Here is a 26,625-nt window from a genome sequence, read left to right as displayed (position 1 = left end):
GTGCCGACTACCGGAATCGAACTGGTGACCTACTGATTACAAGTCAGTTGCTCTACCTACTGAGCTAAGTCGGCACACTTTATTCTTTGTGCTTTTATCCGTGTTATAACATTTCGTTAAGACACCAACAAATCAAATTGTGGTGCCCGGAGGCGGAATCGAACCACCGACACGAGGATTTTCAATCCTCTGCTCTACCGACTGAGCTATCCGGGCAACGGAGCGCTATTAAACGGATTTTCCCGCGTTGCGTCAACCACTTTTTTTAAATAATTTCAAAAAAGTGGTTGTTCGAACGCTTTTTATTCAACTGTCACTACAAAGTTTGCTTCGAGTTAAATTCCTTTTTGAAATTTGTAACTTTTTCTAGGTAGCGACGCGCTTCTGCGTTCGGGTGTTTCTTGGTTAACGCCCAATAAACTTGGTTGGGTTGCAATGAATTAAGATCTTGCATTGCGCGTTTGCGATCACTGCGATGAAATGTGTTTAAAACTCCTCCAGTACCGCCATTGTAAGCTGAAATCATGCTGTACTCGAGAGAGGTAGGGTGGCGGACTTCTCTTAAATAACGATTTTTTAAGATATAGAAATACGCAGTACCAGTATCTATGTTGTTTTCTGGATTAAACAAATATTCAGGGCTTGGTTGGCCCGAGCGCTTTTTCACGAGTTTGAACACATCTCGTCCCGCTGTTTTAGGTACAACTTGCATTAGGCCATATGCATTTGCCCAACTTACCGCGTATGGGTTGAAACTGCTCTCGGTTTTAATAATGGCGTATATCAAGTCTTCTGGAATGTCGTATTTCTTGGAAGCTCGACGAACGATATCGGCGTATTGGTAGCTGCGTGTTGAAAAGTGGTCTTCAACCATGGGAATTTCGACATAATACGCTTTCTTGAAATCTACATTTTTGGTTTTTATTTTATTTGCGATGAGGTATTCCGCAAAACGGTTTGCCCGCCAAGACCATTGAATTGGCTTATTGTCTTGGTCGACAACTTGTTTATACAGGAATGGTTGCCCCTCTAACCTGATACCTTTAGAGGAGAATAAGTCGACATGAGCGGGATCGTCTGGTGTTAATAAGGTGGTGACAATCGCGTCTTTTAGGTGTTTTTGGGGCTCGGTCGGTGATACGGTCTCTATCGTGATCACGCCTTTGCGAAAGTCGACCTCGGCGCGGCTAAGGTAGTTATCGATGTACTTAACGTAATTACTCTTGCCAGCGTACTTGATTTCTTTTTTACCCCAGCGCTTTTGAATATTGCCTGAAAAGCTATTGATTAAGGCATCTAGCGCCGCAGTATCTTTTTCAAATTGTCCTGGTAGCTCAGCTAAGTTATTGGCAAAACGGTTTGTTGGCTCGTAGTTGACGTCATAAATCTTTTCGACGAATTCACGGCTACAGCCTGCCATTAAAAGTGCGGCAGCAATAAAGACAATTTTTTTCATAAGTATCAGAGTTATTGAAGGTAATAGAAAAATGACACCACAAATGGTTGTGATGTCATTGTTTAACTCAAGCGACTTTATTCGCTCGGAGGTGTGTAACCTTCGATATGAACGTCTTTTCCTTCAAAGAGGAAATTTACCATTTCTGTTTCGATCAGTTTGCGGTGTTCTGGATCCATCATGTTGAGTTTCTTCTCGTTGATCAACATGGTTTGTTTGTGTTGCCACTGAGCCCACGCTTCTTTCGAGATGTTGTCGAAAATGCGTTTACCTAGTTCACCAGGGTAAAGTTGAAAGTCTAGACCTTCGCCTTCTTTCTTTAGTCGAGCACAAAATACAGTGCGGCTCATAATGACTCCTTGTATTCAATTAACGAAGTTCGTGGGGTAGCGTTTCCAGCAATAGTTTTACTGGCGCGGCTAAACCGACTTCTTCAGGTTTAGATAAGTTATACCAAAGACCTTTGTTGCCTTCCATTATCACGTCCGGTTGCTTTGATAAATCAATCAAAATTGGCGTGATATCTAGGTGGTAATGGCTGAATGTATGACGAAAGGTAATCAGTGTTTGCTTCTGTTTGATATTGCTGGCTTGAATGCCGCGTTGATCCAGTAGCAATTCAATGTCGCTTTCTGCATCCACATGTTCGGTTTGTGGGAAGCAGAATAAGCCACCCCAAATGCCTGTTTGTGGTCTTTGCTCCAACCACACCTTATGACCATTTTCGGTGTTGTGGTGAAGCATCACGAAACGAGTTTGCTTGATTGGTTTATCTTTCTTCGGTTTTTTGCCCGGGTAGTCGAGCACATTACCTTGTTGTTTTGCCACACACAGGTCAGCAACAGGGCAGAGGCTACATTTGGGTTTGCTGCGAGTGCAGACCATTGCGCCCATGTCCATCATTGCCTGGTTATACTTATCTACATCCGTTTGTGGGGTATGCGTTTCGGCAATTTCCCACAGCTGGTTTTCAACCTTTTTTTGTCCTGGCCATCCTTCGACTGCGAAACAGCGGGATAGGGTGCGCTTCACGTTACCATCAAGAATCGCGTGTGGTTGTTTATACACAGACGATAAAATGGCGGCAGCAGTAGAGCGACCAATCCCCGGTAGGGCGTTCATTTTCTCTATATCAAGAGGAAACTCACCATTGTATGTAGAGGCGACCTCTTGTGCTGCTTTGTGAAGGTTACGGGCTCGGGCGTAATACCCTAAGCCAGTCCAAAGGTGTAGGACTTCATCTTGCTCAGCATTGGCAAGATCGATCACGGTTGGAAAGCGTTCCAAGAAACGTTGGTAATACGGAATAACCGTAGTGACCTGAGTTTGCTGAAGCATAATTTCAGACAACCAGACACTGTATGCGGTCTTATTTTGTTGCCACGGAAGATCTTTTCTTCCATATGCGTCATACCATTCTAGGATGGCACTGGCGAAAGGTGTCACGACTTGCTCTGTATTCTATTATTGGTTAGGTGCAAAATTGCACCACATAATGGGCAAGAAGTACAACGGATAAACAGTAGGGATATAAAGAGGTGTGTCGTTGCTTTTGGGTTGCCATAGACCAAGAGCTCAACAAATACTTGCACCTAAGTAAATTCTTTGGATAATCCCCGCTTTGATTAATCAATGTGCAGGCAAAATCAATGAGTGAAGTAACCACTAACGAATACAACGAAGACGGAAAGCTGATCCGCAAAATCCGCAGTTTTGTACGCCGTGAAGGGCGTTTGACTAAAGGTCAAGAGAGCGCGATGAATGAATGCTGGCCTACGATGGGTATTGACTTCAAAGCTGAACTTCTCGATTGGAAAGAAGTGTTTGGCAACGATAACCCAGTAGTGCTTGAGATCGGTTTTGGTATGGGTGCTTCATTGGTTGAAATGGCAAAGAACGCGCCAGAGAAAAACTTCATCGGTATCGAAGTTCATAGCCCAGGCGTTGGTGCTTGTCTTGCCGATGCTCGCGAAGCGGGAATTACTAACCTGCGTGTAATGTGTCACGATGCGGTAGAAGTATTCGAACACATGATCCCAAATGGCAGCTTATCGACACTGCAATTGTTCTTCCCAGACCCTTGGCATAAGAAGCGTCACCACAAGCGTCGTATTGTTCAATTGGGTTTTGCGGAAATGGTGCGTGAGAAGCTTATCCCTAATGAAGGTATTTTCCACATGGCGACCGACTGGGAAAACTACGCAGAGCACATGATTGAAGTGATGAACCAAGCGCCAGGTTTCGAAAACATTGCTAAAGATGGTGATTTCGTTCCTCGTCCAGACGATCGCCCGCTAACGAAGTTTGAAGCTCGTGGTCACCGTCTTGGTCACGGTGTTTGGGATATCAAATATAAGCGTATTGCGTAACCAGAGGAGTTCATGGGATGTACCATTACGCGATATTAGCGAATCCGGGTCATAACCGAATTTACTTTGATAGCGCAATGACCATTGCCTGTTCTGAGCTAAAAGCAATTTTAGCTTCACAAGGCGTGGATGTGACAGAAATTGGTAGTAAAGACGTTGGCTTACCTGCTGCGTTGGTGTTTTCTTGTCAGGAAGCGCTAACCGATGAGCAGTCGCGAAGAATCGCAGCCTCTTCGATTTACTATGCGCTATTTGAAGTGCGCGAAGATGGTTTACTTCGACCAGTTCAAGCGCCCGTATTTAACACTTTCCCGGAAAGTATGAGCCAGATTTTGCGCTACACCGGGAAAACAAACGAGCAGTTTACCCGTTTGATGGTGAATATCGGCATTAGTGCGTCCAATACGGGAAGTGAACAACTGACCTTAATGGATCCAATGTGTGGTAAAGGTACAACCTTATTTGAAGGCTTGATCCACGGTTTGAACGTGGTAGGGGTTGAGATCAACGCCAAGTGGGTGCAAGAGATCCAGACCTTTATTGTTAAGTTCATGAAGAATGGCCGCTTTAAGCACAAAGTGAGCAAAGAAAAGCGCACTGCGGGTGGCAAGAAAGTGGCGGATGGTTTCGTGGTTGAAGCTGCAGCAAATAAAGAAGATTACAACCAAGGCAATCTTCAGTTTATGAAGCTGTATTCGGCTGATACTCGTATCGCTGATCAAGTCGTGAAAAAGAACTCAGTTGATGTGATGGTGTCTGATCTGCCTTATGGCGTGCAGCACGGCAGCAAAAATGCCAAGGACAGCAAACTGAACCGCAGCCCACTAGAGCTTTTAAAAGAGGCTCTGCCTGCATGGAAAGTGGTATTGAAAAAGCAAGGTTCAGTGGTGTTGTCTTTCAATGAATTCACATTGAAATGGAAAGATGTCGCGGCATTATTTGAAGAGCAAGGTTGGAAGGTACTTTCAGAAGAGCCTTACATCGGTTATCTTCACCGTGTTGATCAATCTATCAACCGCAATATTATTGTGGCAGTAAAACCATAATCGACTTGAGTCGAACGAACCCTATGGAAAAGCCAACGACACGTTGGCTTTTTTTACCTCTGAGCTCAACGAGTTCTCTTGTAAATAGAAGGTAGAGAATGAAACCGACAGTGGAAATTTTGACAGATATTTTGGCGGAAGTACGCCCTTTAATCGGCCAAGGTAAAGTGGCTGATTACATTCCTGCTCTGGCAAAAGTACCCAGCAACAAGTTAGGTATTGCGGTATACACCAACGAAGGTGAGGTTATTAAGGCGGGTGATGCCGATGAACCTTTCTCTATCCAATCTATTTCAAAAGCATTGAGCTTGACGTTAGCGATGTGCTTGTACAAGCAAGAAGAAATTTGGTCTCGAGTGGGAAAAGAGCCTTCGGGGCAGGCATTTAATTCGCTAATCCAGCTAGAAATGGAGCAAGGTATTCCTCGTAATCCATTTATAAATGCTGGAGCGATAGTAGTGGCGGATTTGTTACAAACTCGCTTATCTGCGCCTCGTCAGCGCCTGTTGGAGTTTGTGCGTCAGCTTTCTGGTGATACCCATATTGTGTATGACAAAGTCGTTGCGGCATCCGAAATGATGCATGGTGACCGTAATGCGGCGATTGCATATCTCATGCGTTCGTTTGGCAACTTCGAAAATGAAGTGATTCCAGTACTACAAAACTACTTCCACGCTTGTGCGCTGAAGATGAGTTGCGTCGATTTGGCTAAAACGTTTAGCTATTTAGCAAACAAGGGCACATCGGTACAAACGGGTAAGCCTGTAGTTTCTCCTGTGCAAACCAAACAACTTAATGCACTGTTAGCAACGTGTGGCTTGTATGATGGCGCGGGCGAGTTTGCTTATCGCGTTGGTATGCCTGGTAAGTCTGGTGTTGGTGGTGGCATTATCGCGGTAGTACCTGGTGAAATGACCATTTCAGTATGGTCTCCAGAGCTTGATCCTTCAGGTAACTCGCTTGCGGGTACTAAGGCGCTTGAGCTGCTCTCAGAGCGAATTGGCCGTTCAATTTTCTAATGTTGGAAATGTGTCAACCTTATTTAGGACGGCACAGTTTCTAAATAAAAAGCCTCTCAATTGAGAGGCTTTTTTTGTTTTGGGGTTGCGTTACTCTTCGCTTTCTTCGGCCATAAAGGCTTCGAGCAAATCATTAAGGAAGAGCTTCCCTTTTTCAGTAATTTGCCAATGGGTAGCCGTTTCACTCAGGTAGCCCATTTCTATCGCCCAGTCGATGGTTTCTTGAATCGTACTAAGCGGTAAGCCCGTGGTGTCCACATAATCTTGCTTCGGACAGGCTTCGATTAAGCGGAATCGGTTCATAAAAAACTCGAATGGACGATCTTCATCCGCGACGACATGTTCTGTATGCAGATAAGGTTTGACCATATTTTGATAAGCCGCTAAATAGCCTCGCGGGTGTTTTACCTTTGTCGTTCGAATAATACGTCCGTCGGTAAAACTGAGTTTGCCATGAGAGCCACAACCGATACCAAGGTAATCACCAAAGCGCCAGTAGTTGAGGTTGTGCTGACACTGATAGCCCGGCTTGCTGTAACCGGAGATTTCATATTGCACATAACCCGCGGCTGCAAGTTTTTGGTGTCCGAGCTCGAAAATATCCCACAAGTCATCATCGTCAGGTAGCGTTGGTGGCTTGTAGTAAAACATGGTGTTTGGTTCGATGGTCAGCTGATACCAAGACAAGTGCGGCGGTGCCAACTCAATCGCTTTGTCCAAATCTGCCAAGGCTTGTTCGATGCTTTGATCAGGTAAGCCGTGCATGAGATCGAGGTTAAAGCTGTTCAAACCGATTTGGTGCGCCAGCTTAGCAGCATTGACGGCTTCGTCTTGGCCGTGAATGCGCCCCAAACGCTCAAGCTTCTGCTGCTCAAAGCTTTGTACGCCGATAGAGATACGCGTTACACCAGCTTTGCGGTAGCCAACAAAACGCTCTGCTTCGATGGTGCCTGGATTCGCTTCCATGGTGATTTCGATTTCAGGCTTGAACGGAATACGCGCTTCAATGCCCTTAAGTAGACGCTCGATGCCTTCTGCCGAAATCAAACTCGGCGTACCACCACCAATGAAGATTGAATGCAGTGGGCGTGGCGCTTCGTTAAGGCGGTATTTCTCAATGTCGGTATCCAAATCTTCTAAAAGGGCACTGATGTACTCTTCTTCTGGAATCTCGGTTTTGAGCGCGTGAGAGTTAAAGTCGCAATACGGGCACTTTTGCACACACCACGGGATGTGTACATACAAGCTGAGTGCTGGGGGCGTTAACATGGTCTAATTCGCTCGTGATTACTGAGACACTTGCTCAGACAGTTGAGCAAACAACGACTTGAGCGCTTTACCGCGGTGAGACAGTTGTTTCTTACGTGCAGGTTCAAGTTCGGCTGACGCACAGTTATCTTCAGGAACAAAGAAGATTGGGTCGTAGCCAAAGCCATTTTCACCGTGTGCTTCAGTTAGAATTCGGCCTTCCCATTTACCGTGACAGACGATAGGCGTTGGGTCGTTCTCGTGACGCATGAGGACTAATACGCAGTGGAAACGTGCTGTACGCTCTGCTTCTGGTACGCCTTCCATTGCCGCTAGCAATTTTTCTAGATTCTCTTGATCAGATGCGCTCTCGCCTGCGTAACGTGCAGAGTAAATGCCCGGAGCGCCTTTTAAGAAATCGACTTCTAATCCAGAGTCGTCTGCAATGGCAGGAAGCCCTGTTTCTTGTGCGGCATGGCGAGCTTTAATGATTGCGTTTTCAATGAAAGTTGTACCCGTTTCAGCTACTTCCGATACATTGAATTCACTTTGCGCTAATACTTCAAAGCCGAAGTCAGACAATAAATCTGCCATTTCACGAACTTTGCCTTGGTTACCAGTTGCTAGCACAATTTTTTTCATGGGAATCTCTTTTAATAGTGATAGAGGAGAACAAATCGTTCTCCTCTAGATATTCTTTAACTAATAAATGGTTTTTAGCCTGCTTAGATCCAAAAGCTTTTGGAACATCACAACCCAATTACTCTTCAACATAAAACTTCTGGGTGAATTTAAGCTTACCTGAGCCTTTGTTTCCAGCTTTTACGTCAATATCGAAAGTAAAAGTTTCTTCGTGGGTAATTGACAGTTCGGCTAAGTAGTATATCGCATTGCCTTCTTTGACTTCACGAAAGGTCAAGGTCTGAGTTTGGCCGATAAGGTTCTTCGCGCGTCCAGCAATTTTTGCTTCTAATGCTGGCTTACCCAATGAAGCTCTATCTAACACGCTAATATTAACCACAGCGAGGTATCCATTACGTTTGATATCGTAGCTACGTGCGACTTTGGGTGTTAGGAATGTTGAGTTAAACGCGACATAGTGTACTTCGATATCTTTCATATTTTTAAACTGATCGGCGAAGCTTGGTAACGACAACAGGCTAATCAGTAATGCGGTAATCCATTTGCTCATTGTTACTTCCTCAAAGCACTTGTTATAAAACAACCATAGCTGCAATTTTACCTTGGTCAGGGGGTAAAAAATGCGTACTCAGTCGTTGGTATTAGTAAGTGTGGTACAAAATCGTAAATAAAAAGCCATCATAAGATGGCTTTAATTTCTGTCGGTATCTGGGTAGGCGATTCTATCCGAACTTGTTTGTGCCGTCCTAATTCACCTTTTTCTATGTGAACCAAGCCCTTAGCGATTTTAAACTGCTTGGCTAAGAACTTAGTTAGGTGTGCATTAGCTTTGCCATCGACAGGTGGAGCAGTAATGGCGATTTTTAGCTCTTCACCATGCAAGCCAACGATTTTATCGCGGCTAGCTTTAGGTTGAATATAGAGCTTCAGGATGATGTCCTCACCATCTTGCCAAACTGCAGCTGACATTATAGCTGGAACCAAATTGGACCAATGATATCGCCCATTAAGAAGTTCGCGAACTGCAAGCCGATAAATAACACTAGTACGCTTAAATCAAGACCACCAATAGCCGGAAGAATACGACGGATTGGAGCGCACATTGGCTCGGTCAGTTGATGGAATACGTACTCGATAGGGCTGCGGCCTTGGCTTACCCAGCTCAAAATTGCACGGATCAATAGTACCCAGAACAATAGGCCACCTGCGGCTTTGATTAATGATAATAAGCCCAAGAATAAGAAGTCAGCGCTGAAAGAGACGGAACCGTTCGAAGCTATTAGGATAAGCACGACAAATTTAAGCACACACAACACGTAGGCAAACAACACGGTTGCTAGGTCAATATTCCCCACGGAAGGGATAACGCGGCGCAATGGACCAATGACCGGCTGAGTCGCTTTTACTATAAATTGCGAGAATGGGTTGTAGAAGTCTGCGCGCGCAGCTTGCAACCAAATTCGCAAAATTACGACCATGATGTACAGGTCAAATAGGGTTGAGATGAGAAAACTCATTGAATTCATAAGGTACCCTTAACAAGTGATGGATGATACTAAACGGAGTTCATCCAAATAATTAAAACAGTTTTTCCATTTCTTCCGCGCGAGCCACAGCAGCTTGCATGGCTTTAGCGACAATATCTGAAAGTTGATGTTCGTTGAATGTACGCAGTGCTTCTGCCGTTGTCCCACCTTTCGATGTTACGTTCTCACGCAGGGTTGATAGCTCAGTTTCTGGGTTGCTAACCACCATACTGGCCGCGCCCAGTGCAGCTTGCTGAACCAATAGTCGAGCGATCTCTTTATCAAAGCCTTGCGCAATCGCTTCTGCTTGCATCGCTTCCATAAACAGGAAGAAGTATGCTGGAGCACTGCCCGCTGCGGCAATCACATTATTGATGCCAGACTCTTGCTCAACCCAACATACTTTACCGACCGCTTCCATTAACTCTGCGGCAAAAGCTTTGTCGTGTTCGGTTACATGAGTTGGTGCGAATAACCCACTCATACCCAACCCAAGTTGTGATGGCGTATTTGGCATAACACGAACCAAGTTCAATTTGGTGGCTAGCATATCATCCAATCGTGAACAGTTGATGCCTGCGGCAATAGAAATCACCAGTTTATTAGTGAAATCGATCGATTGCAGTGGTTTACAGACATCAGCCATCATTTGCGGTTTTACAGACAATACCACCACATCCGCCTCGGTCGCAGCTTGGATGTTATCGCTGGTGGTGCGGATGCCAAAATCTTGTTCTAGCAGAAGGCGGCGAGCCTCTGAAGGAGCTGTCGCGGTAATGTTTTGCGCTGGGTATCCGTTAGCAACCAAGCCGGAAACAATGGCTCTCACCATGTTGCCAGCACCAATGAAGGCGATTTTTTTATGTTCCATTTGTCTGATTTCCATCATGATATTTAGAATTTGTTGTGCGCTCAGGTGTATAATGGCGCCGCTGTTACTTACTGCTCCTATTGGCGAGTAAGATGATTGCGCATTTACGCTCTAACGATTGACGACATAACTTATGTCGCGAGTGAGCGTTTTGTTGATTTAGCTGTAGTCTCGTGCGCCGAAAATAGCGGTTCCAATACGAACCATTGTACTACCAGCTTCGATTGCAGCGGTCATATCACCACTCATTCCCATTGATAATGTATCGATTTCTGGGAACTGTACTTCGAGTGTTTGCTTCAACGTAGCCAACTTCTGAAATTCATGGAGTTGTGATTCGTAGTCAGACACGTTGGCAGGAATCGACATCAACCCTCTTAAAGTGAGGTTGGGTAGGCGAGAAATCAACTCCGCCAGCTCGAATACTTCCGCTTCAGTGACACCAGATTTAGATACCTCACCACTGGTGTTAACCTGAATCAGAACTTGTAGCGGTTTAAGTTCGCTTGGCCGCTGATCATTCAGGCGTTGAGCAATCTTGGTTCGATCGATGGTGTGAACCCAATCGAAATGTTCAGCAACAAGTCGCGATTTATTCGATTGAATCGGGCCAATGAAGTGCCATTCGATTCGATTATCTGGATAATGCTCGGCAAAGTGCTGAACTTTACTGACGCCCTCTTGAACGTAGTTTTCACCAAAGGCGGTTTGTCCCGCTTGGTAGGCTTCGAGAATTGCCTCGACAGGTTTAGTTTTGCTTACCGCTAGAAGTTGCACTGACTCTGGAGTTCGACCACATTTTTGCTCGTCATATCGAATTTGAGAGGTGATATGTTCAATATTTTGTTGAATACTACTCATAGCTGTACTTTAGACTTAAGGATTTTAAATGGATATCACTGAGTTACTGGATTTTAGTGTAAAACATAATGCCTCGGATCTACATCTTTCTGCAGGTGTCCCACCAATGGTTCGTATTGATGGGGATGTAAGAAAACTAGGCATTCCAGCGTTTACACACCAAGAAGTGCATCGTTTGGTTTTCGAAATCATGAACGATGCCCAGCGCAGTGAGTTCGAAGAAAAACTCGAAGTCGATTTCTCTTTTGAGTTGCATAACGTTGGCCGTTTCCGTGTCAACGCTTTCAACCAATCTCGCGGTTGTGCGGCAGTATTCCGTACCATTCCAAGTAGCATTCCAACTCTGGAAGAGCTAGAAGCGCCAGAGATCTTCAAAAAAATTGCGAACGCTGAAAAAGGCTTAGTTCTGGTCACTGGCCCAACAGGTTCAGGTAAATCGACGACCTTAGCAGCCATTGTTGACTACATTAACCGTAATCACAACAAGCACGTACTCACAATTGAAGATCCGATTGAATTTGTTCACAACAACAATAAATGTTTGATCAACCAGCGTGAAGTTCACCGTGACACCCATAGTTTCCAAAATGCTTTGCGTAGTGCATTGCGCGAAGACCCGGATGTGATTCTAGTCGGTGAGATGCGTGATAAAGAAACCATCAGCCTTGCCTTAACGGCGGCAGAAACGGGTCACTTAGTTTTCGGGACGTTGCATACCAGCTCGGCGGCAAAAACTATTGACCGTATTATCGATGTTTTTCCTGGTAGTGATAAAGATATGGTCCGCTCGATGCTATCTGAGTCTCTTCGTTCGGTTATCGCGCAAAAGCTTCTGAAGCGTAATGGTGGTGGCCGTATTGCATGCCATGAAATTATGATGGCAACGCCTGCGATTCGTAACTTGATCCGCGAAGACAAAGTCGCGCAGATGTATTCGATCATTCAAACAGGTGCGGCTCACGGCATGCAAACCATGGAGCAAAATGCTCGTCAGTTAATGGCGCAAGGCATGGTTGCTCGTGAAGAGGTCGATAGTAAGATCGGATTAGAAGTGCAGCAATTCTCGTAACGTTCATACAGATAATGGTGAATACGGAAGATGGATCTAGATAAATTTCTCGAAGGCATGCTGGCGCTGAAAGCGTCGGATCTTTACATCACGGTTGGAGCGCCAATTCTATTTCGTGTGGATGGCGAATTGCGTCCGCAAGGGGAAAAACTTACCGAGAGCGATGTGGCTGCATTACTCGACAGCGCTATGGAACCAGATCGGCGTCAGGAATTTCGTAAAAGTCGCGAGTCGAATTTTGCCATTGTGAGAGATTGTGGTCGCTTCCGTGTGAGTGCCTTTTTTCAACGCGAGTTACCAGGCGCAGTGATTCGTCGTATTGAAACTAATATTCCTACTTTTGAGCAGTTAAAGTTACCGTTAGTGTTGCAAGATTTGGCGATAGCTAAGCGTGGTTTGGTGCTGGTGGTCGGTGCTACTGGTTCGGGTAAATCGACCACTATGGCGGCGATGACAGGCTATCGAAACAGCAATAAAACCGGGCACATTTTGACGGTCGAAGATCCGATCGAGTTCGTGCATGAACACAAGCGCTGTATCGTGACTCAACGTGAAGTTGGGTTAGATACGGAAAGCTATGAAGTTGCGCTTAAAAACTCGCTGCGCCAAGCACCAGATATGATTTTGATTGGTGAGATCCGTAGCCGTGAAACAATGGAATACGCGATGACCTTCGCCGAAACGGGTCACCTGTGTATGGCAACGTTGCACGCCAACAATGCAAACCAAGCTTTAGAGCGCATTCTTCACTTGGTACCGAAAGATCAAAAAGAACAATTCTTGTTCGACTTGTCGATGAATCTGAAAGGCGTGGTTGGTCAGCAGTTGATCCGAGATAAAAATGGGCAGGGACGTCATGGTGTATTTGAGATCTTGCTAAATAGCCCACGTGTGTCGGATTTGATTCGTCGCGGAGATTTACATGAGTTGAAGTCAACCATGGCTCGCTCAAATGAGTTTGGTATGCTGACGTTCGATCAATCTCTTTATAAGTTAGTGATGCAAGGTAAGATCAGCGAAGAGGATGCACTACATAGTGCCGACTCGGCAAATGATCTGCGCTTGATGTTGAAAACGCAGCGTGGTGAAGCATTCTCTACGGGCAGTTTGGCGAACGTTAAGATCGATATGGATTAATCCAATCCAGAAACAAAAAAGGTTGGCAGGAGCCAACCTTTTTTCATTGTGCTTGAAGTGTTTACTCACCCCAAAGGGCTTCAAACCAGCTTTCTAGAATCACCACTGCTGACTGGCAGTCAACATTACCTTTCGATAGGGCTTTGTAGCCGCCCATGCTGAACAACTCCGCACGAGCTTCTGCTGTAGATAAACGCTCATCATGCAGTTCAACTGGCAATCCGTATCGGCCTTGCAGACGCTTAGCAAATTTTCGTGCACGAGGGGTTATGGTCTCAAGGTCTTTACCATGCAGATCGGTCGGTAAACCGACCACTAGCAAATCTGGTTGCCACTCTTTGATTTGCTTTTCGATATCGTCCCAGTTTGGAATACCGTCATTGGCTTTAAAGGCTTTTAATGGGGAAGCTGTACCAGTAATTTCTTGGCCAATAGCGCTACCAATGCTTTTGGTTCCAAAGTCAAAAGCCATAATTGTGCGTGACATAAGGTGTCTCTATCTAATGTAACTGTATATTTGGACTAAGCATGTCCAGAGTCTGCTGAAAGGTGACTTGGGTCGATGCCCAGCTTTTCGACCGCTTTCTTCCAACGCTCGTTGATTGGTGTATTAAAGATAATTTCAGGCGTCGCTTCAATGGTGAGCCAAGAGTTTTCGACCAGCTCACTTTCTAATTGGCCTGCACTCCAACCGGAGTAGCCAAGTGCCACTAAGTAATCACTTGGTTCTGCTTCTGTTCCTAACACCGACAGAATATCACGCGAAGTGGTTACCGCGAGGTCATCGGTCATTTGGACGCTGGACTCGTAGTAATCTTTGGGTTTATGCAAAATAAAACCACGATCTTCCGAGATTGGGCCGCCATTGTAGACTGGTCTATCTAGACTGGCTTCAAATAGGCGCGGGTGTACTGGCTGAACTTCCACCTGCTTGAGCATGTTGCCGACGGTGATATCAACAGGAGCATTGATCATCAGCCCCATAGCGCCGTCTTCGTTGTGCTCACAAACGTAGATCACGCTGTTTTGAAAGTACGGATCTTTCATCCCAGGCATGGCAACCAAAAAGTGATTTGTGAGATTCATACTCATACTGACCCTTAACTCTCGTAAATGCCCTTAAGCAAACATCATACAATTTACATCTAGGTATGTGCATGAGTTTGCTTAAGTTAATGTACTACGCTCTCTATTAACTGTAATACAGTTTGAGTTATTCGCCTTTTACTCGACGCTCAATCGCATCCATCAGCTTGCCTGTGATTGAGATATCAAAAGCTGCTTCAATTTCGCGAATACAGGTTGGGCTGGTGACGTTGATTTCTGTTAGCTTGTCGCCAATTACGTCAAGGCCAACAAAGATAAGGCCTTTTTCTTTCAGTGTCGGGGCAACGGTTTGCGCAATTTTGAGGTCGGTTTCGCTTAGCGGACGAGCTTCACCAGTACCACCAGCGGCTAGGTTGCCGCGCGTTTCGCCTTTAGCAGGAATGCGTGCTAGACAGTAAGGCATAGGTTCGCCATCTACCACTAGGATACGTTTGTCACCGTTGCTGATGTCTGGCACGAAGGTTTGTGCCATTGCGTAGTTTTGACCGTGGTTAGTCAATGTCTCGATGATTACAGAGACGTTTGGATCGTTTTCTTTTACACGGAAGATGGACGCGCCACCCATACCATCAAGCGGTTTCAGGATGACATCACCATGTTTTTCACGAAATTCTTTAATTTTCTCTGCTTTTCGCGTCACGATCGTTGTAGGTGTCAGCTCTGGGAACCATGCTGTAAACAGCTTTTCGTTACAATCACGTAAGCTTTGAGGCTTGTTAACGATCAGTGCACCTTGTTCTTCTGCACGCTCAAGGATGTAAGTCGCGTAGATGTATTCAGTATCAAACGGAGGATCTTTACGCATTAGCACCGCGTCTAGCTCAGACAGTTCGATAGTTTGCTCTGATTTGAACTCGTACCAATCGTTTGGATCTTCTTTTAGTTCTACCACTTTAGTATCTGCAATGGCAACGCCTTGATCGAGATGCAGATCATTCATTTCCATGTAGTGGATTTCATAGCCGCGTCGTTGCGCTTCAAGCATCATGGCAAAGCTAGAGTCTTTTTTGATGTTAATGGACGAGATTGGGTCCATTACGATACCGAGTTTGATCATTATTTTTCTCCGTTTAACCAAGATCGCCGAAACGAACTTGTAAGGCTGTAATTGCTGTCAGAGCCGCTGTTTCGGTACGCAGAACGCGAGGGCCGAGTAGCGTTTCTTCAAATTGGTATTCTCGAGTCATCTCGATTTCTTCAGACGATAAACCGCCTTCAGGACCGATCAGTAGGCGCACTTTTTCAACCGGGGTTGGCAAAGTGTTGATTGAGTATTTAGCACGAGGGTGAAGGTTAAGCTTTAAACCATCGTACTCTTCTTTACACCACTCTTCCAAGCTCATAATTGGACGAATTTCGGGCACGACATTACGCCCACATTGCTCACAGGCACTGATGGCGATTTTCTGCCATTGCGCGAGTTTTTTCTCAAAACGCTTTTGGTCAAGCTTGACACCACAACGTTCAGAAATCAGAGGAGTGATGGTATTGACGCCAAGTTCAACAGACTTTTGGATGGTGAACTCCATCTTATCGCCACGTGAAATGACTTGACCAAGGTGCAGATCTAAAGGGGATTCAATACTGTTTTCTACGCGCTCGGTGATGTTAACCAAAACTGATTTCTTGCTGACTTCACTGATAACCGCTGGGAACTCTGCGCCACTGCCGTCAAAAAGGAGAACGTCTTGGCCTTCTTTCATGCGCAAAACACGACCGATATGGCCTGCTGCGTCGTCACTTAAAGCAAGTGAGCCAAGTTGATGAATGGTTTCTGGATGATAAATTCGAGGGGTACGCATGAGATTTCCAGCAAGAGAATAAACTTAAACCCTAACATGGATGCTTTGCACCGAAAAAACAAGGGGCAAGAAGCGTTTCAATATCAGTAATTGAAACGCTTCGAGGTCGGAGGTTACAGTGCGCGGCAGGCTTCTTGAACAAATGGGTTGTGATTGCCCTGTACTTTTGCAATGCGCTCGTCACGCTCACATTCCCATTTATCGACAGGATAGGTTTTGTTCCAAGCACTCATTAATTGCGTTTGCTGCTTCGACAGTTTGAAACCGTACTCTTTGCTCATGTATAGATAGGTACGAGCAATTGAGCCACGCGCACGGTCTGGTGGCATGACTTTACGCTGCTTAAAGTTCACTTGCATCTCACAGCGACCATAACTCACGCCATCCATACCGTTCCATTGGCTGAAGTTGTAGTTCGAACGGTCACCGTTTACTTCACCAATAGCAGGAGTTAGGTTGTGCAAGTCCGCTTCCATCAAACGAAAAGTTTTGTCTTTTTTCTTACAGTTTTTACGTCCGCCATCTTGCCAGCATTGACGCTGGTGGCCAAATTGCCACGCAGGAACAACGTGCTCCCATTCGATTCGTGCAGCCCGTTTTTCTTGTTTACGGACTTGGTAACCGCAAGAGGCTAAATCGGGTAAGCCTTTCTTGCCTTGCCATTGAATGTTACAGCCACAGTAGAAGCTTGTTGGGTGGTCTTGATAAATTTTGACCGCCTCACGTTTGGCAGCAGAGAATGAGCTCGGTGGCGCGGCAATCGCAGTGCTAGAAAGCGCGATAAGCAACAGAGAGAGTAAGTATTTCATGATAAAAGTCTTTATAAAGTATGACTTTATTCATGATAACACGCATAAAATAGCTTTAGTGATGAGTAAGTTAACAATAAGTGGCGAAGGGAAGGTTTTGACCAACTCGATCTTTATTTTGGGAACGCAAGTAACACTATGAGGTAAGGGCTACGATAATTGAATGCCGGTGAAGTTAAGTGGTTGGCGACATTTTTGACAAGAGTACGTCGCCTCTTTGCGCAGCACTTTATTATGACGGCGAATCGATAGAGGGTAGGTCATACAACCACAACGATACTCAAAGGTTTTACCTTGAACGGATTTTACTTCAAAGCTGTGAGTGGTTTTGGCTGGTACGTTAAATACGGCTTCCATGACGCCTTTCCATTCTTTACCGTGAGGCCTAACTCGCCCGTAAACCTGATAAGTAATCAGGTGTGCTACTTCATGAGGAATGACTTCATCTAAGAATGCTTGGGTGTTTTCGCGAAATAAAACAGGGTTTAGGCGTACTTGATTTAATTGAAGGTAGGCTTTTCCTGCCGCTTTCCCACGGACGTCGAAGGTGATTGTTGGAATCGGGAAAGAACGTTTGAAAGCTTGTTCCGCCATCGCGATACAGCCCGCCATCACTTGCTTGGCTTTATAGCTGAGTTCTATATCCACAATTCACCTCGATAAATCAAATAAAAAAGCCCCCGCATTTGCGAGGGCCAGATCATAGCATCAGTTAATTATGGTGTGTGTTTTTTCTTGATGGTGGCATGGTAAGCGTGCCATGTACCGTAGCCTAGAATTGGCATGGTAAACAACATTCCGATCCCGTAGGTCGCAAAGCCGATAAGAATACCGCCGCAGATGATCGCTGCCCAAACAATCATTGCTGGAATGTTGGATTTCACGGCATTAAAGCTGGTAAATACAGCGGTCATCATGTCTACGCGACGCTCCATCATGAGCGGAATAGAAAAGGCTGAAATGCTAAACACCACACAAGCCAAAACAAAGCCAACTAAAGAGCCGATGACAAGGAAGGGTAGGAACTCACTTAAAGGTGCCCCTTGAACAGAAGGGTAGAGTGCATGAAGTAGAGCGGCAATGCGCATCCAAAATATCATACACACTGCGAGTAACACGGCGAACGCCCATTGAGATGTTGAGTTACGACCGATCGCTTTCATTGAATGGAACAAGCTTGCTTTGTGTCCGCGCTCTCTCTCCCAACTGGCATCATACAAGCCCAGCGCGAGAAACGGACCAATTAACATGTAAACAATCAAACTGGGCATGACGACTAAGTGTGTGCCTTGCCACTGTACGAGCAAAACAATGCCTATCGCAGCTGCCATAAAACAGATGCCATAGAAAGCACTAATAAGTGGCATTCGCACGAAATCATGCAGACCTAATGCGAGCCAATGAAAAGGTGCAGAAAGATTGACCGTATTGCACGGTATGGTTCTGGCGTATTCGTTGTCTGGCACTTCCTTTCGCTTGTTGTGGAAGTCCGATGGATTAACAGTTCGAGGCATAACTCCTCCTTGATTTATTCCCACATTATCCGCTTATACCAACTGACAGCGGTTTTGTTCAGTCAAACTTGAAGCGACTTTTTCAAGTTTACATCTGAGCATTGGCTTAGTTTGGTATCGGCCATAAAGATGCCTGACTCATGTCTTTACTTAAGTGTGCTTCCACAGTCGCCAGCATCCGACGTCTCTATTTAAATTGGAGTTAACAATATTTTAACTATTGGCGGAGATGGGATAATTTACAAATAATTGCTTAAAATTTATTCGGTATAAAAAATGAGGGAGAAACAGGACTGCTTTGTGGGTCAGGGCGGTATGAGCCGAAATGGCTGGATAAAAGTTGCTGAAAATAAAAAGCCCCCGCCATAGGCGAGGGCTTGATTGATTCTTGCTTGGCTTGATTATTTGATGCCAGAGAAATCGCGTAGAAGTGCAGCTTTGTCTGTCGCTTCCCACGGGAATTCTTCACGACCGAAGTGACCGTATGCCGCTGTCTTCTTGTAGATAGGTTGAAGAAGGTTAAGCATTTCTTGTAGACCGTATGGACGTAGGTCGAAGAATTGACGAACCGCTTCAATGATGATGTCGTGAGATACTTTCTCAGTACCGAACGTTTCCACCATGATAGACGTTGGATCAGCAACACCGATTGCGTAAGAAAGTTGGATCTCACAACGGTCAGCCATGCCTGCCGCTACGATGTTTTTCGCTACGTAGCGTGCTGCGTATGCTGCACTACGGTCAACTTTTGATGGATCTTTACCAGAAAACGCACCGCCACCGTGACGAGCTGCGCCGCCGTAGGTATCTACGATGATCTTACGACCAGTTAGACCACAGTCACCCATAGGACCACCGATTACGAAGCGACCGGTTGGGTTAATGAAGAAGTTTGTTTCTTTGTTGATCCACTCAGAAGGTAGCACTGGCTTAATGATCTCTTCCATTACCGCTTCACGCAGGTCTGAAGTTGAGATTGAGTCACAGTGTTGAGTTGAAAGAACAACCGCGTCGATACCAACGATGTTACCTTGATCGTATTGGAATGTTACCTGAGATTTTGCATCAGGACGCAACCAAGGTAGTGTGCCGTTTTTACGAACTTCTGCTTGCTTTTGAACAAGACGGTGAGAGTAAGTAATTGGCGCTGGCATTAGTACTTCAGTTTCGTTACAAGCGTAACCAAACATGATGCCTTGGTCGCCTGCACCTTGTTCTTTAGGGTCAGCTTTATCAACACCTTGGTTGATATCTGGCGACTGTTTACCGATTGTGTTTAGTACCGCACAAGAATCTGCGTCAAAGCCCATATCTGAATGTACGTAGCCGATTTCACGAACGGTTTCACGAGTTAACTCTTCGATGTCTACCCATGCTGAAGTCGTGATTTCACCACCCACCATTACCATACCGGTTTTAACGTAAGTCTCACATGCAACACGAGCCTTTGGATCTTGCTCTAGAATCGCGTCAAGAACCGCATCAGAAATCTGGTCTGCAATTTTATCTGGATGACCTTCTGATACTGACTCAGAAGTAAACAGGTGCTTAGCCATGTTAGCTCCACTATATCTGGTTTAAAACTGGGGAATGATAAACTCTCCAGCGCAAATTAATACTAATTTTTGTAGGTGTATCTACATCTAGACGTCTATTCTAAATTTGATTGCTCGAATTACAAGCTCTTTTTTGGTTTTTGTTATAACCAAACGTTTGCCTGATTTATTGATAATTTTAAGAACTTCGAACGATTTGGCGCGAAAGGTGCAATATTTGTGAGGTTTTGGACTGGAAAACGTTTGCACACCCAACAGGGCTTTGAGAGAATTATGACCTACTTTTCGTTTCGCTTAATGTACTCAGGAGCAGACATGTCGTCTCGTAAACATCTTGCCAATGCAATTCGTGCTCTAAGCATGGATGGTGTTCAACAAGCTAACTCAGGCCACCCAGGCGCACCAATGGGTATGGCTGATATCGCTGAAGTTCTTTGGCGCTCTCACCTAAACCATAACCCTTCAAACCCAGAGTGGGCCGACCGCGATCGCTTTGTGCTGTCAAACGGTCATGGGTCAATGCTTATTTACTCTCTACTGCACTTAAGCGGTTACGAGCTATCTATTGACGATCTGAAAAACTTCCGTCAATTGCACTCAAAAACCCCAGGTCACCCAGAGTACGGCTACGCGCCTGGTATCGAGACAACAACGGGTCCTCTAGGTCAAGGCATCACTAACGCTGTTGGTATGGCGATCGCAGAGAAAGCACTAGCGGCACAGTTCAACAAAGAAGGTCACGATATCGTTGACCACTTTACGTATGTGTTCATGGGTGACGGCTGTCTAATGGAAGGCATCTCGCATGAAGCATGCTCTCTTGCTGGGACGTTAGGTCTAGGCAAACTGATCGCGTTTTGGGATGACAACGGCATTTCTATCGACGGTCACGTTGAAGGCTGGTTCTCTGACGATACACCTAAGCGTTTTGAAGCGTACGGCTGGCATGTAATCCCAGCAGTCGATGGTCACGACTCAGACGCGATCAACGCAGCAATTGAAGCAGCAAAAGCGGACCCACGTCCTACGCTTATCTGTACCAAAACAATTATCGGTTTCGGTTCTCCTAACAAGTCTGGTTCGCACGACTGTCACGGTGCACCACTAGGTCACGATGAAATCCAAGCGGCTCGCGAATACCTAGGTTGGGAGTACGGCCCATTTGAGATCCCGGCAGATGTTTACGCTGAGTGGGATGCAAAAGAAGCGGGCGCCGCGAAAGAAGCAGCTTGGAATGAAAAATTCGAAGCATACGCTGCAGCTTACCCTGCAGAAGCGGCAGAGCTTAAACGTCGTCTAAACGGCGAACTTCCTGCACAGTGGGAAGAAAAAGCGAACCAAATCATTGCCGATCTTCAAGCAAATCCAGCGAACATTGCATCACGTAAAGCGTCGCAAAATGCACTAGAAGCGTTTGGTCAAATGCTTCCTGAGTTTATGGGTGGTTCTGCTGACCTAGCGCCTTCTAACCTGACCATGTGGTCTGGTTCTAAGTCTCTAGAAATGGAGGACTTCTCTGGCAACTACATCCACTACGGTGTGCGTGAATTCGGTATGACCGCTATCATCAACGGTATCGCATTGCACGGTGGTTTCGTTCCTTACGGCGCAACATTCCTAATGTTCATGGAATATGCTCGTAACGCAATGCGTATGGCTGCGCTGATGAAAATTCAGAACATCCAAGTTTACACGCATGATTCGATCGGTCTTGGCGAAGATGGCCCAACTCACCAACCTGTTGAGCAAATGGCGTCTCTACGTGTAACTCCAAACATGAGCACATGGCGCCCATGTGACCAAGTTGAGTCTGCAGTTGCATGGAAACTAGCGATTGAACGTAAAGATGCACCAACTGCACTTATCTTCTCTCGTCAAAACCTAGCGCAACAAGAGCGTACTGCTGAACAAGTCGCAGACATCGCGAAAGGTGCTTACATCCTGAAAGATAGCGAAGGTAAGCCTGAGCTAATCCTTATCGCAACAGGTTCTGAGGTTGAGCTTGCAGTGAAAGCCGCTGAGCAACTAACTTCAGAAGGCAAGAAAGTACGCGTTGTTTCAATGCCATCAACAGACGCATTCGACAAACAAGACGCTGCTTACCGTGAATCTGTACTGCCATCAGACGTAACGGCACGTATCGCTATTGAAGCGGGCATTGCGGATTTCTGGTACAAGTACGTAGGCTTCGACGGTCGCATCATCGGTATGACAACATTCGGTGAATCAGCACCTGCTGGTCAGCTATTCGAGATGTTTGGCTTCACGACTGAAAACGTAGTGAACACAGCTAAAGAATTGCTAGCGTAATTGCAGGACCATCTAAACAGTCGAACGTAAACGACAACTGTTAGATGCTAAAGTTAGAAAGGCCATCATTATGATGGCCTTTTTATTTTTGTCAGGTTTTCCAACCTTGTGGAATGCTTTGGTGAATGCAGTCTAAAAGTACGGATAAGCGCAGTGGTGGTCGTCCTGCTGGTGTATAGCAGTTAATGGAAATAGGCTCAGAAAGCCAACCTTCTAAGCAAGGTGTGATTCGCCCTGGGTGATGTTTCTCATAGCCGCATGCTGTCCAAGTCGGCAGCAGTCCAATACCATGACCATTCGCTATACTGTCTATTTGCATTGCTATGTTGTCGCTGTATAACCGACTAACAAAGGGTTCTAAAAAGAACTCACCGTGTTGAGGGTGTGCTAGCATCAATCCATTTTCTTGCACTGAACCAAAATCGATCCATGGATGTGCTTCAAGTTCTTTGGGGTGCGGTATAGGCCCATGTTGTTTTAGATAATTTGGAGAGGCAAAAGGCGTATAGCGAAATACCCCCAGCACTTCTTTTCGCCAGTCTAGCTCTTTACGTTCACCGAGCCAGATGAACAAATCTGGGTCATGGTGCGCTTCAGAAAAGTCACTGGTAAGTTGAACCCTAACGTCAGGATTATCAGCAAGAAAACGATTGAGTACGCCGCCGAGCCAGCTTCTAACTAAGGCGGTGTGACAAACAATATGCAGTGGCCCTGAAACTTGGTTCGTTAAACCTTGGAGTGCATCATAACTCTCTTCACTTAACTCAAGAATCTGGCGGCTGTAGTGGGCAAAGATTTCTCCAGCTCTTGTCAGAACTAATCGATTACCTTGTCTGGCGGTTAGAGCCTGACCGAAGTCTTCTTCTAATTGTGCCAAGCGACGACTTAGCGTTGATTTTGGCTGATTAAGGGCTTTAGCAGCTGCTGTCAAACTTTTATGCTGATTGAGCGCATCAAAGGCTCTAATTGATGCTAAGTCGTGCATATTTCTTTTACTCCTTACTGCGTTATGTACAAGTTCCATAAATGGAAAGAACCGTTCCATAACTCTCACTATGCATCTCATTCTATTTGTGAATAATTCACTTTCGAAAATAATAATCATTATCAATTATGGAGATGTAGATGTCTACTCTTAGACTGCCAGTTATTACCGCAACTGGTATTTTAGCCTTCGTCAGTGTCCCTCATGTTTTTGCCAATGATGCAGTTTCTAAAATGGAAACAGTGGTTGTAACTGCATCAAGCTACGAGCAATCTCAAGCGGACGCGCCTGCAAGTATTAGTGTTATTTCACGTGAGGAGTTGGACTCCCGTTATTACCGCGATGTGACTGATGCACTAAAAAGTGTGCCAGGTGTTGTCGTGACAGGTGGTGGTGATACTACCGACATTAGTATCCGTGGTATGGGTTCTAAATACACTATGATACTGGTCGATGGTAAACGTCAAAGCACGCGTGAAACTCGTCCAAATAGCGACGGCCCCGGTATCGAACAAGGTTGGTTACCTCCTCTTCAAGCGATTGAGCGAATCGAAGTTATTCGCGGCCCAATGTCGACGCTTTACGGTTCTGATGCGATTGGTGGTGTGATTAACGTCATCACACGAAAAGATGCGTTAGAGTGGACGGGTAATGTTCAACTGGGCACGGTACTACAAGAGAATAGCCGTTCAGGTGGAGAGCAGAGCGCGAACTTTTTCGTTAATGGTCCGTTGGCTGAAAATTTATCTCTCCAAGTATATGGTCAGTACACAACCAGAGAAGAAGATGACATCGAATACGGTTATGAAGATAAAGATATGCAGAGTATCTCTTCAAAACTGACTTACCAGATTAATGATCGCCACTCGGTGCAATTAGAAGGTGGCACGTCGGCACAAAGTCGTCGTGGTAATGTGGGCCTTTCAGTGCCGACCACTGGGTGTCGTGGTGGGTGTGAAGACTCACTGAATGAATATCGTCGTAATTACGTAACGGTAAGCCACAACGGTGATTGGGATTCGATTGGCATTTCAGATACTTACTTACAGCGAGAAGAGAGCGAGAACAAATCTCGTGAGATGACGATCACCAACACCACGTTCAAATCGAGCTTGGTGACTGGTATCGGAAACCATACGTTGACGACGGGTGTGGACGCCACTCATGCAGAGCTTGAGGATTTCACCTCCAACAAAGCGTCATCGAAGACTGAAACATCGAATACGCAGTGGGCTATTTTCATTGAAGATGAATGGAAAATCGCTGATCCGTTTAGCGTTACGCTTGGAGGCCGTCTAGATCATGACGAAAACTATGGCGCGCATTTTAGTCCGCGTGTTTACGGTGTATGGCGAGTTGACCCGTCTTGGACGGTGAAAGGCGGTGTGGCAACAGGTTTCCGTTCTCCACAATTACGTGAAATTACTCCTGGCTGGGCGCAAGTCAGTGGCGGCGGTAACATCTATGGTAACCCAGATCTTGACCCTGAAACGTCGCTAAACAAAGAAATCAGCGTCTTGTATCAAGGTGATTCTGGCTTAGATGTCTCTTTGACAGCGTTCCATAACGAATTCAAAGACAAGATCACACGTGTTGTTTGTCCAGACACTATCTGTACTGATGGTCCAAACCAATGGGGCGCAGATCCAACGTACCGTATTAACGTGGATGAAGCCGTCACACAAGGTATTGAAGCGACCTTAGCATCGCCGTTAACGGAAACCATTTACCTTAGCTCGAGCTACACATTTACCGACTCAGAGCAAAAAACAGGTGAATACAAAGGCATGCCGCTGCAGCAGTTACCAAAGCATCTGTTTAATGTGGATGTGACTTGGCAAACGACAACAGATCTAGAGAGCTGGGCGAAAGTCACGTACCGAGGTAAAGAAATGGATCCGGTTACTGGCCCATCAAGAAACAGTATTGTAGAACCAGCTTATACCTTTGTGGACGCCGGTGTGACATACCAGTTAACCGACAATACTCGTATTAAAGGCGCTATCTATAACTTGCTAGACGAGGAAATCAGTTACGAAGAATACGGATATATTGAAGATGGTCGTCGCTACTGGTTAGGTTTAGACGTCGCATTTTAATTATCTATCGTTGTAATAAGGTCGAGCATAGTCTCGACCTTTTTTAATCCTGCTTTACTGTGATTCAACAGGTGCGTTTGTCAGCCTGATCAGGTAGTATCTGTGACACGAAATTTTTGGTAGGGCGAAGGATAAATGCTAAAGGTTGCGATCAATGGATTTGGACGTATAGGTCGTAATGTTCTGCGAGCGGTGTATGAAAGCGGAAAACACCAGCAGATCAAGGTTGTGGCGGTTAACGAACTAGCACAGCCAGAGGCGATGGCACACCTACTGCAATATGACACCAGTCATGGTCGCTTTGGTAAAAAAATTTCCCATGACCAAGAACATTTGCATGTTCATCATGACAGCGGTGAATATGATTCCATTCGCATTCTCCACCTCTCCGAAATCGAATTACTTCCTTGGCGTGATTTAGAAGTTGATATCGTCTTGGATTGCACTGGCGTATTTGGTTCGCAAGCGGATGGGCAAGCGCATATAGAAGCTGGCGCGAAGAAAGTACTGTTTTCGCACCCGGGCGCAAACGACCTAGATAATACGATTATCTATGGCGTGAACCACGAAACTCTGAAAGACGAGCACCGTGTTGTCTCCAATGGCTCTTGCACCACCAACTGTATCGTTCCCATCATTAAAGTATTAGACGAAGCCTTCGGCATAGAGTCTGGCACCATTACCACAATTCATTCGTCCATGAACGATCAACAAGTAATTGATGCGTATCATAACGACTTACGCCGTACCCGCGCTGCAAGCCAATCTATTATTCCGGTGGACACTAAGTTGCATAAGGGGATTGAAAGAATCTTCCCGAAATTTTCCAACAAATTCGAAGCAATTTCTGTTCGTGTTCCAACGGTTAACGTCACTGCAATGGATTTAAGTGTCACAATTAGTACAAATGTGAAAGTTAATGACGTAAATCAAACCATTGTTAACGCATCTCAGTGTACATTACGTAACATTGTTGACTATACTGAATCGCCACTCGTTTCCATCGACTTTAACCACGACCCCCATAGTGCGATTGTGGATGGAAGCCAGACTAGAGTGAGTAACGGGCAACTCGTAAAAATGCTCGTTTGGTGCGACAACGAATGGGGCTTTGCTAACCGGATGCTGGATACTGCCTTAGCAATGCAAGCTTCTTCGCAAGTGGAACAGTAATGACGAAGAAGTGATGGAGAATTTTT

The 26,625-nt window shown here is 45.5% G+C and carries 27 protein-coding genes and 2 tRNA genes; 8 read left to right on the top strand and 21 right to left on the bottom strand.

Annotation, left to right across the window (positions count from 1 at the left end; translation table 11 throughout):
* Position 1 precedes the first annotated feature (1 nt).
* From R7Q38_RS13320 to mutY, 5 genes are all read right to left on the bottom strand, one after another.
* Positions 2-74: transfer RNA gene (locus R7Q38_RS13320), tRNA-Thr, on the bottom strand.
* A gap of 66 nt (positions 75-140) precedes the next feature.
* Positions 141-216, bottom strand: a tRNA-Phe gene (locus R7Q38_RS13315).
* A gap of 100 nt (positions 217-316) precedes the next feature.
* On the bottom strand, positions 317-1,456 hold the full coding sequence (gene mltC / locus R7Q38_RS13310) for a membrane-bound lytic murein transglycosylase MltC (protein ID WP_136976888.1): 1,140 nt from the start codon (positions 1,454-1,456) through the stop codon (positions 317-319).
* A 77-nt stretch (positions 1,457-1,533) separates the two neighbouring features.
* A complete protein-coding gene (locus tag R7Q38_RS13305) occupies positions 1,534-1,806 on the bottom strand; it encodes an oxidative damage protection protein (protein ID WP_005381002.1) in 273 nt (90 codons plus the stop codon).
* Positions 1,807-1,825: 19 nt separating this feature from the next.
* Positions 1,826-2,902: an A/G-specific adenine glycosylase gene (gene mutY, locus R7Q38_RS13300; protein WP_203346112.1), complete on the bottom strand. Its 1,077-nt coding sequence runs from the start codon at positions 2,900-2,902 to the stop codon at positions 1,826-1,828.
* Positions 2,903-3,105: 203 nt separating this feature from the next.
* Between mutY and trmB the strand changes: the two genes are divergently transcribed.
* From trmB to glsB, 3 genes are all read left to right on the top strand, one after another.
* Positions 3,106-3,825, top strand: a complete 720-nt coding sequence (gene trmB, locus R7Q38_RS13295; RefSeq protein WP_005384506.1) for a tRNA (guanosine(46)-N7)-methyltransferase TrmB — start codon at positions 3,106-3,108, stop codon at positions 3,823-3,825.
* Positions 3,826-3,842: 17 nt separating this feature from the next.
* On the top strand, positions 3,843-4,871 hold the full coding sequence (locus R7Q38_RS13290; protein ID WP_154205021.1) for a TRM11 family SAM-dependent methyltransferase: 1,029 nt from the start codon (positions 3,843-3,845) through the stop codon (positions 4,869-4,871).
* 98 nt (positions 4,872-4,969) lie between these two features.
* A complete protein-coding gene (gene glsB, locus R7Q38_RS13285) occupies positions 4,970-5,890 on the top strand; it encodes a glutaminase B (RefSeq protein ID WP_005381007.1) in 921 nt (306 codons plus the stop codon).
* 90 nt (positions 5,891-5,980) lie between these two features.
* Here the strand turns inward: glsB and hemW are convergent, their stop codons facing one another.
* The 7 genes from hemW to R7Q38_RS13250 form a co-directional block, all read right to left on the bottom strand.
* On the bottom strand, positions 5,981-7,159 hold the full coding sequence (gene hemW, locus R7Q38_RS13280; RefSeq protein WP_154205022.1) for a radical SAM family heme chaperone HemW: 1,179 nt from the start codon (positions 7,157-7,159) through the stop codon (positions 5,981-5,983).
* Between the two features lie 18 nt (positions 7,160-7,177).
* Entirely contained in the window at positions 7,178-7,780 is a 603-nt protein-coding gene (locus R7Q38_RS13275) for an XTP/dITP diphosphatase (protein ID WP_005381009.1), read from the bottom strand.
* A gap of 118 nt (positions 7,781-7,898) precedes the next feature.
* Positions 7,899-8,330, bottom strand: coding sequence for a DUF4426 domain-containing protein (locus tag R7Q38_RS13270; RefSeq protein WP_005384513.1), 432 nt, complete (start codon positions 8,328-8,330; stop codon positions 7,899-7,901).
* Positions 8,331-8,458: 128 nt separating this feature from the next.
* Entirely contained in the window at positions 8,459-8,749 is a 291-nt protein-coding gene (gene yggU, locus R7Q38_RS13265) for a DUF167 family protein YggU (protein ID WP_005384515.1), read from the bottom strand.
* Complete coding sequence (locus R7Q38_RS13260; RefSeq protein ID WP_005381012.1) at positions 8,749-9,306, bottom strand: YggT family protein; 558 nt, start codon at positions 9,304-9,306, stop codon at positions 8,749-8,751. Before R7Q38_RS13260 ends, yggU begins: the two co-directional genes overlap by 1 nt.
* Positions 9,307-9,358: 52 nt before the next feature.
* The gene (gene proC / locus R7Q38_RS13255; protein ID WP_213961260.1) at positions 9,359-10,177 is read right to left on the bottom strand and encodes a pyrroline-5-carboxylate reductase; all 819 of its coding nucleotides are present in this window, start codon (positions 10,175-10,177) and stop codon (positions 9,359-9,361) included.
* 159 nt (positions 10,178-10,336) lie between these two features.
* Positions 10,337-11,038, bottom strand: a complete 702-nt coding sequence (locus R7Q38_RS13250) for a YggS family pyridoxal phosphate-dependent enzyme (protein ID WP_239938368.1) — start codon at positions 11,036-11,038, stop codon at positions 10,337-10,339.
* 28 nt (positions 11,039-11,066) lie between these two features.
* Here R7Q38_RS13250 and R7Q38_RS13245 point away from each other — a divergent pair, with 28 nt between their 5' ends.
* Positions 11,067-12,107: a type IV pilus twitching motility protein PilT gene (locus tag R7Q38_RS13245; RefSeq protein ID WP_005381015.1), complete on the top strand. Its 1,041-nt coding sequence runs from the start codon at positions 11,067-11,069 to the stop codon at positions 12,105-12,107.
* Between the two features lie 30 nt (positions 12,108-12,137).
* Positions 12,138-13,244, top strand: a complete 1,107-nt coding sequence (locus R7Q38_RS13240; RefSeq protein ID WP_005381016.1) for a PilT/PilU family type 4a pilus ATPase — start codon at positions 12,138-12,140, stop codon at positions 13,242-13,244.
* Positions 13,245-13,305: 61 nt separating this feature from the next.
* On the opposite strand, the gene ruvX is transcribed toward R7Q38_RS13240, so the two are convergent.
* From ruvX to metK, 8 genes are all read right to left on the bottom strand, one after another.
* Positions 13,306-13,731 (bottom strand): Holliday junction resolvase RuvX, encoded by a 426-nt coding sequence (gene ruvX / locus R7Q38_RS13235; protein ID WP_005381017.1) that lies wholly within the window; start codon positions 13,729-13,731, stop codon positions 13,306-13,308.
* 35 nt (positions 13,732-13,766) lie between these two features.
* Positions 13,767-14,330 carry a YqgE/AlgH family protein gene (locus R7Q38_RS13230; protein WP_005381020.1) on the bottom strand — a complete coding sequence of 188 codons (564 nt, stop codon included), beginning with the start codon at positions 14,328-14,330 and terminating at the stop codon, positions 13,767-13,769.
* A 127-nt stretch (positions 14,331-14,457) separates the two neighbouring features.
* Positions 14,458-15,408: a glutathione synthase gene (gene gshB / locus R7Q38_RS13225; RefSeq protein ID WP_086047045.1), complete on the bottom strand. Its 951-nt coding sequence runs from the start codon at positions 15,406-15,408 to the stop codon at positions 14,458-14,460.
* 13 nt (positions 15,409-15,421) lie between these two features.
* Positions 15,422-16,153, bottom strand: coding sequence for a 16S rRNA (uracil(1498)-N(3))-methyltransferase (rsmE, locus tag R7Q38_RS13220; protein ID WP_025768830.1), 732 nt, complete (start codon positions 16,151-16,153; stop codon positions 15,422-15,424).
* 113 nt (positions 16,154-16,266) lie between these two features.
* Positions 16,267-16,962: a deoxyribonuclease I gene (gene endA, locus R7Q38_RS13215; RefSeq protein ID WP_053306786.1), complete on the bottom strand. Its 696-nt coding sequence runs from the start codon at positions 16,960-16,962 to the stop codon at positions 16,267-16,269.
* A gap of 150 nt (positions 16,963-17,112) precedes the next feature.
* Entirely contained in the window at positions 17,113-17,610 is a 498-nt protein-coding gene (locus tag R7Q38_RS13210) for a SprT family zinc-dependent metalloprotease (RefSeq protein ID WP_005381025.1), read from the bottom strand.
* A 68-nt stretch (positions 17,611-17,678) separates the two neighbouring features.
* Positions 17,679-18,476 carry a DUF2189 domain-containing protein gene (locus tag R7Q38_RS13205; RefSeq protein ID WP_005381026.1) on the bottom strand — a complete coding sequence of 266 codons (798 nt, stop codon included), beginning with the start codon at positions 18,474-18,476 and terminating at the stop codon, positions 17,679-17,681.
* A gap of 401 nt (positions 18,477-18,877) precedes the next feature.
* Entirely contained in the window at positions 18,878-20,032 is a 1,155-nt protein-coding gene (metK, locus tag R7Q38_RS13200) for a methionine adenosyltransferase (RefSeq protein ID WP_239938369.1), read from the bottom strand.
* 315 nt (positions 20,033-20,347) lie between these two features.
* Here metK and tkt point away from each other — a divergent pair, with 315 nt between their 5' ends.
* Complete coding sequence (gene tkt, locus R7Q38_RS13195) at positions 20,348-22,342, top strand: transketolase (RefSeq protein ID WP_054577167.1); 1,995 nt, start codon at positions 20,348-20,350, stop codon at positions 22,340-22,342.
* 91 nt (positions 22,343-22,433) lie between these two features.
* On the opposite strand, the gene R7Q38_RS13190 is transcribed toward tkt, so the two are convergent.
* The gene (locus R7Q38_RS13190) at positions 22,434-23,327 is read right to left on the bottom strand and encodes a LysR family transcriptional regulator (protein WP_017633561.1); all 894 of its coding nucleotides are present in this window, start codon (positions 23,325-23,327) and stop codon (positions 22,434-22,436) included.
* A gap of 140 nt (positions 23,328-23,467) precedes the next feature.
* Here R7Q38_RS13190 and R7Q38_RS13185 point away from each other — a divergent pair, with 140 nt between their 5' ends.
* On the top strand, positions 23,468-25,426 hold the full coding sequence (locus tag R7Q38_RS13185; protein ID WP_318114248.1) for a ligand-gated channel protein: 1,959 nt from the start codon (positions 23,468-23,470) through the stop codon (positions 25,424-25,426).
* Positions 25,427-25,561: 135 nt separating this feature from the next.
* Positions 25,562-26,599, top strand: a complete 1,038-nt coding sequence (epd, locus tag R7Q38_RS13180; protein ID WP_005384545.1) for an erythrose-4-phosphate dehydrogenase — start codon at positions 25,562-25,564, stop codon at positions 26,597-26,599.
* Positions 26,600-26,625: the final 26 nt, after the last annotated feature.

It is taken from the genome of Vibrio sp. Vb0598, assembly GCF_033338935.1.
Classification (GTDB): Bacteria; Pseudomonadota; Gammaproteobacteria; order Enterobacterales; family Vibrionaceae; genus Vibrio; species Vibrio alginolyticus.
The sequence above is the reverse complement of the archived record's forward strand: the minus strand, read 5'-3'. Positions and strand labels throughout refer to the sequence as shown.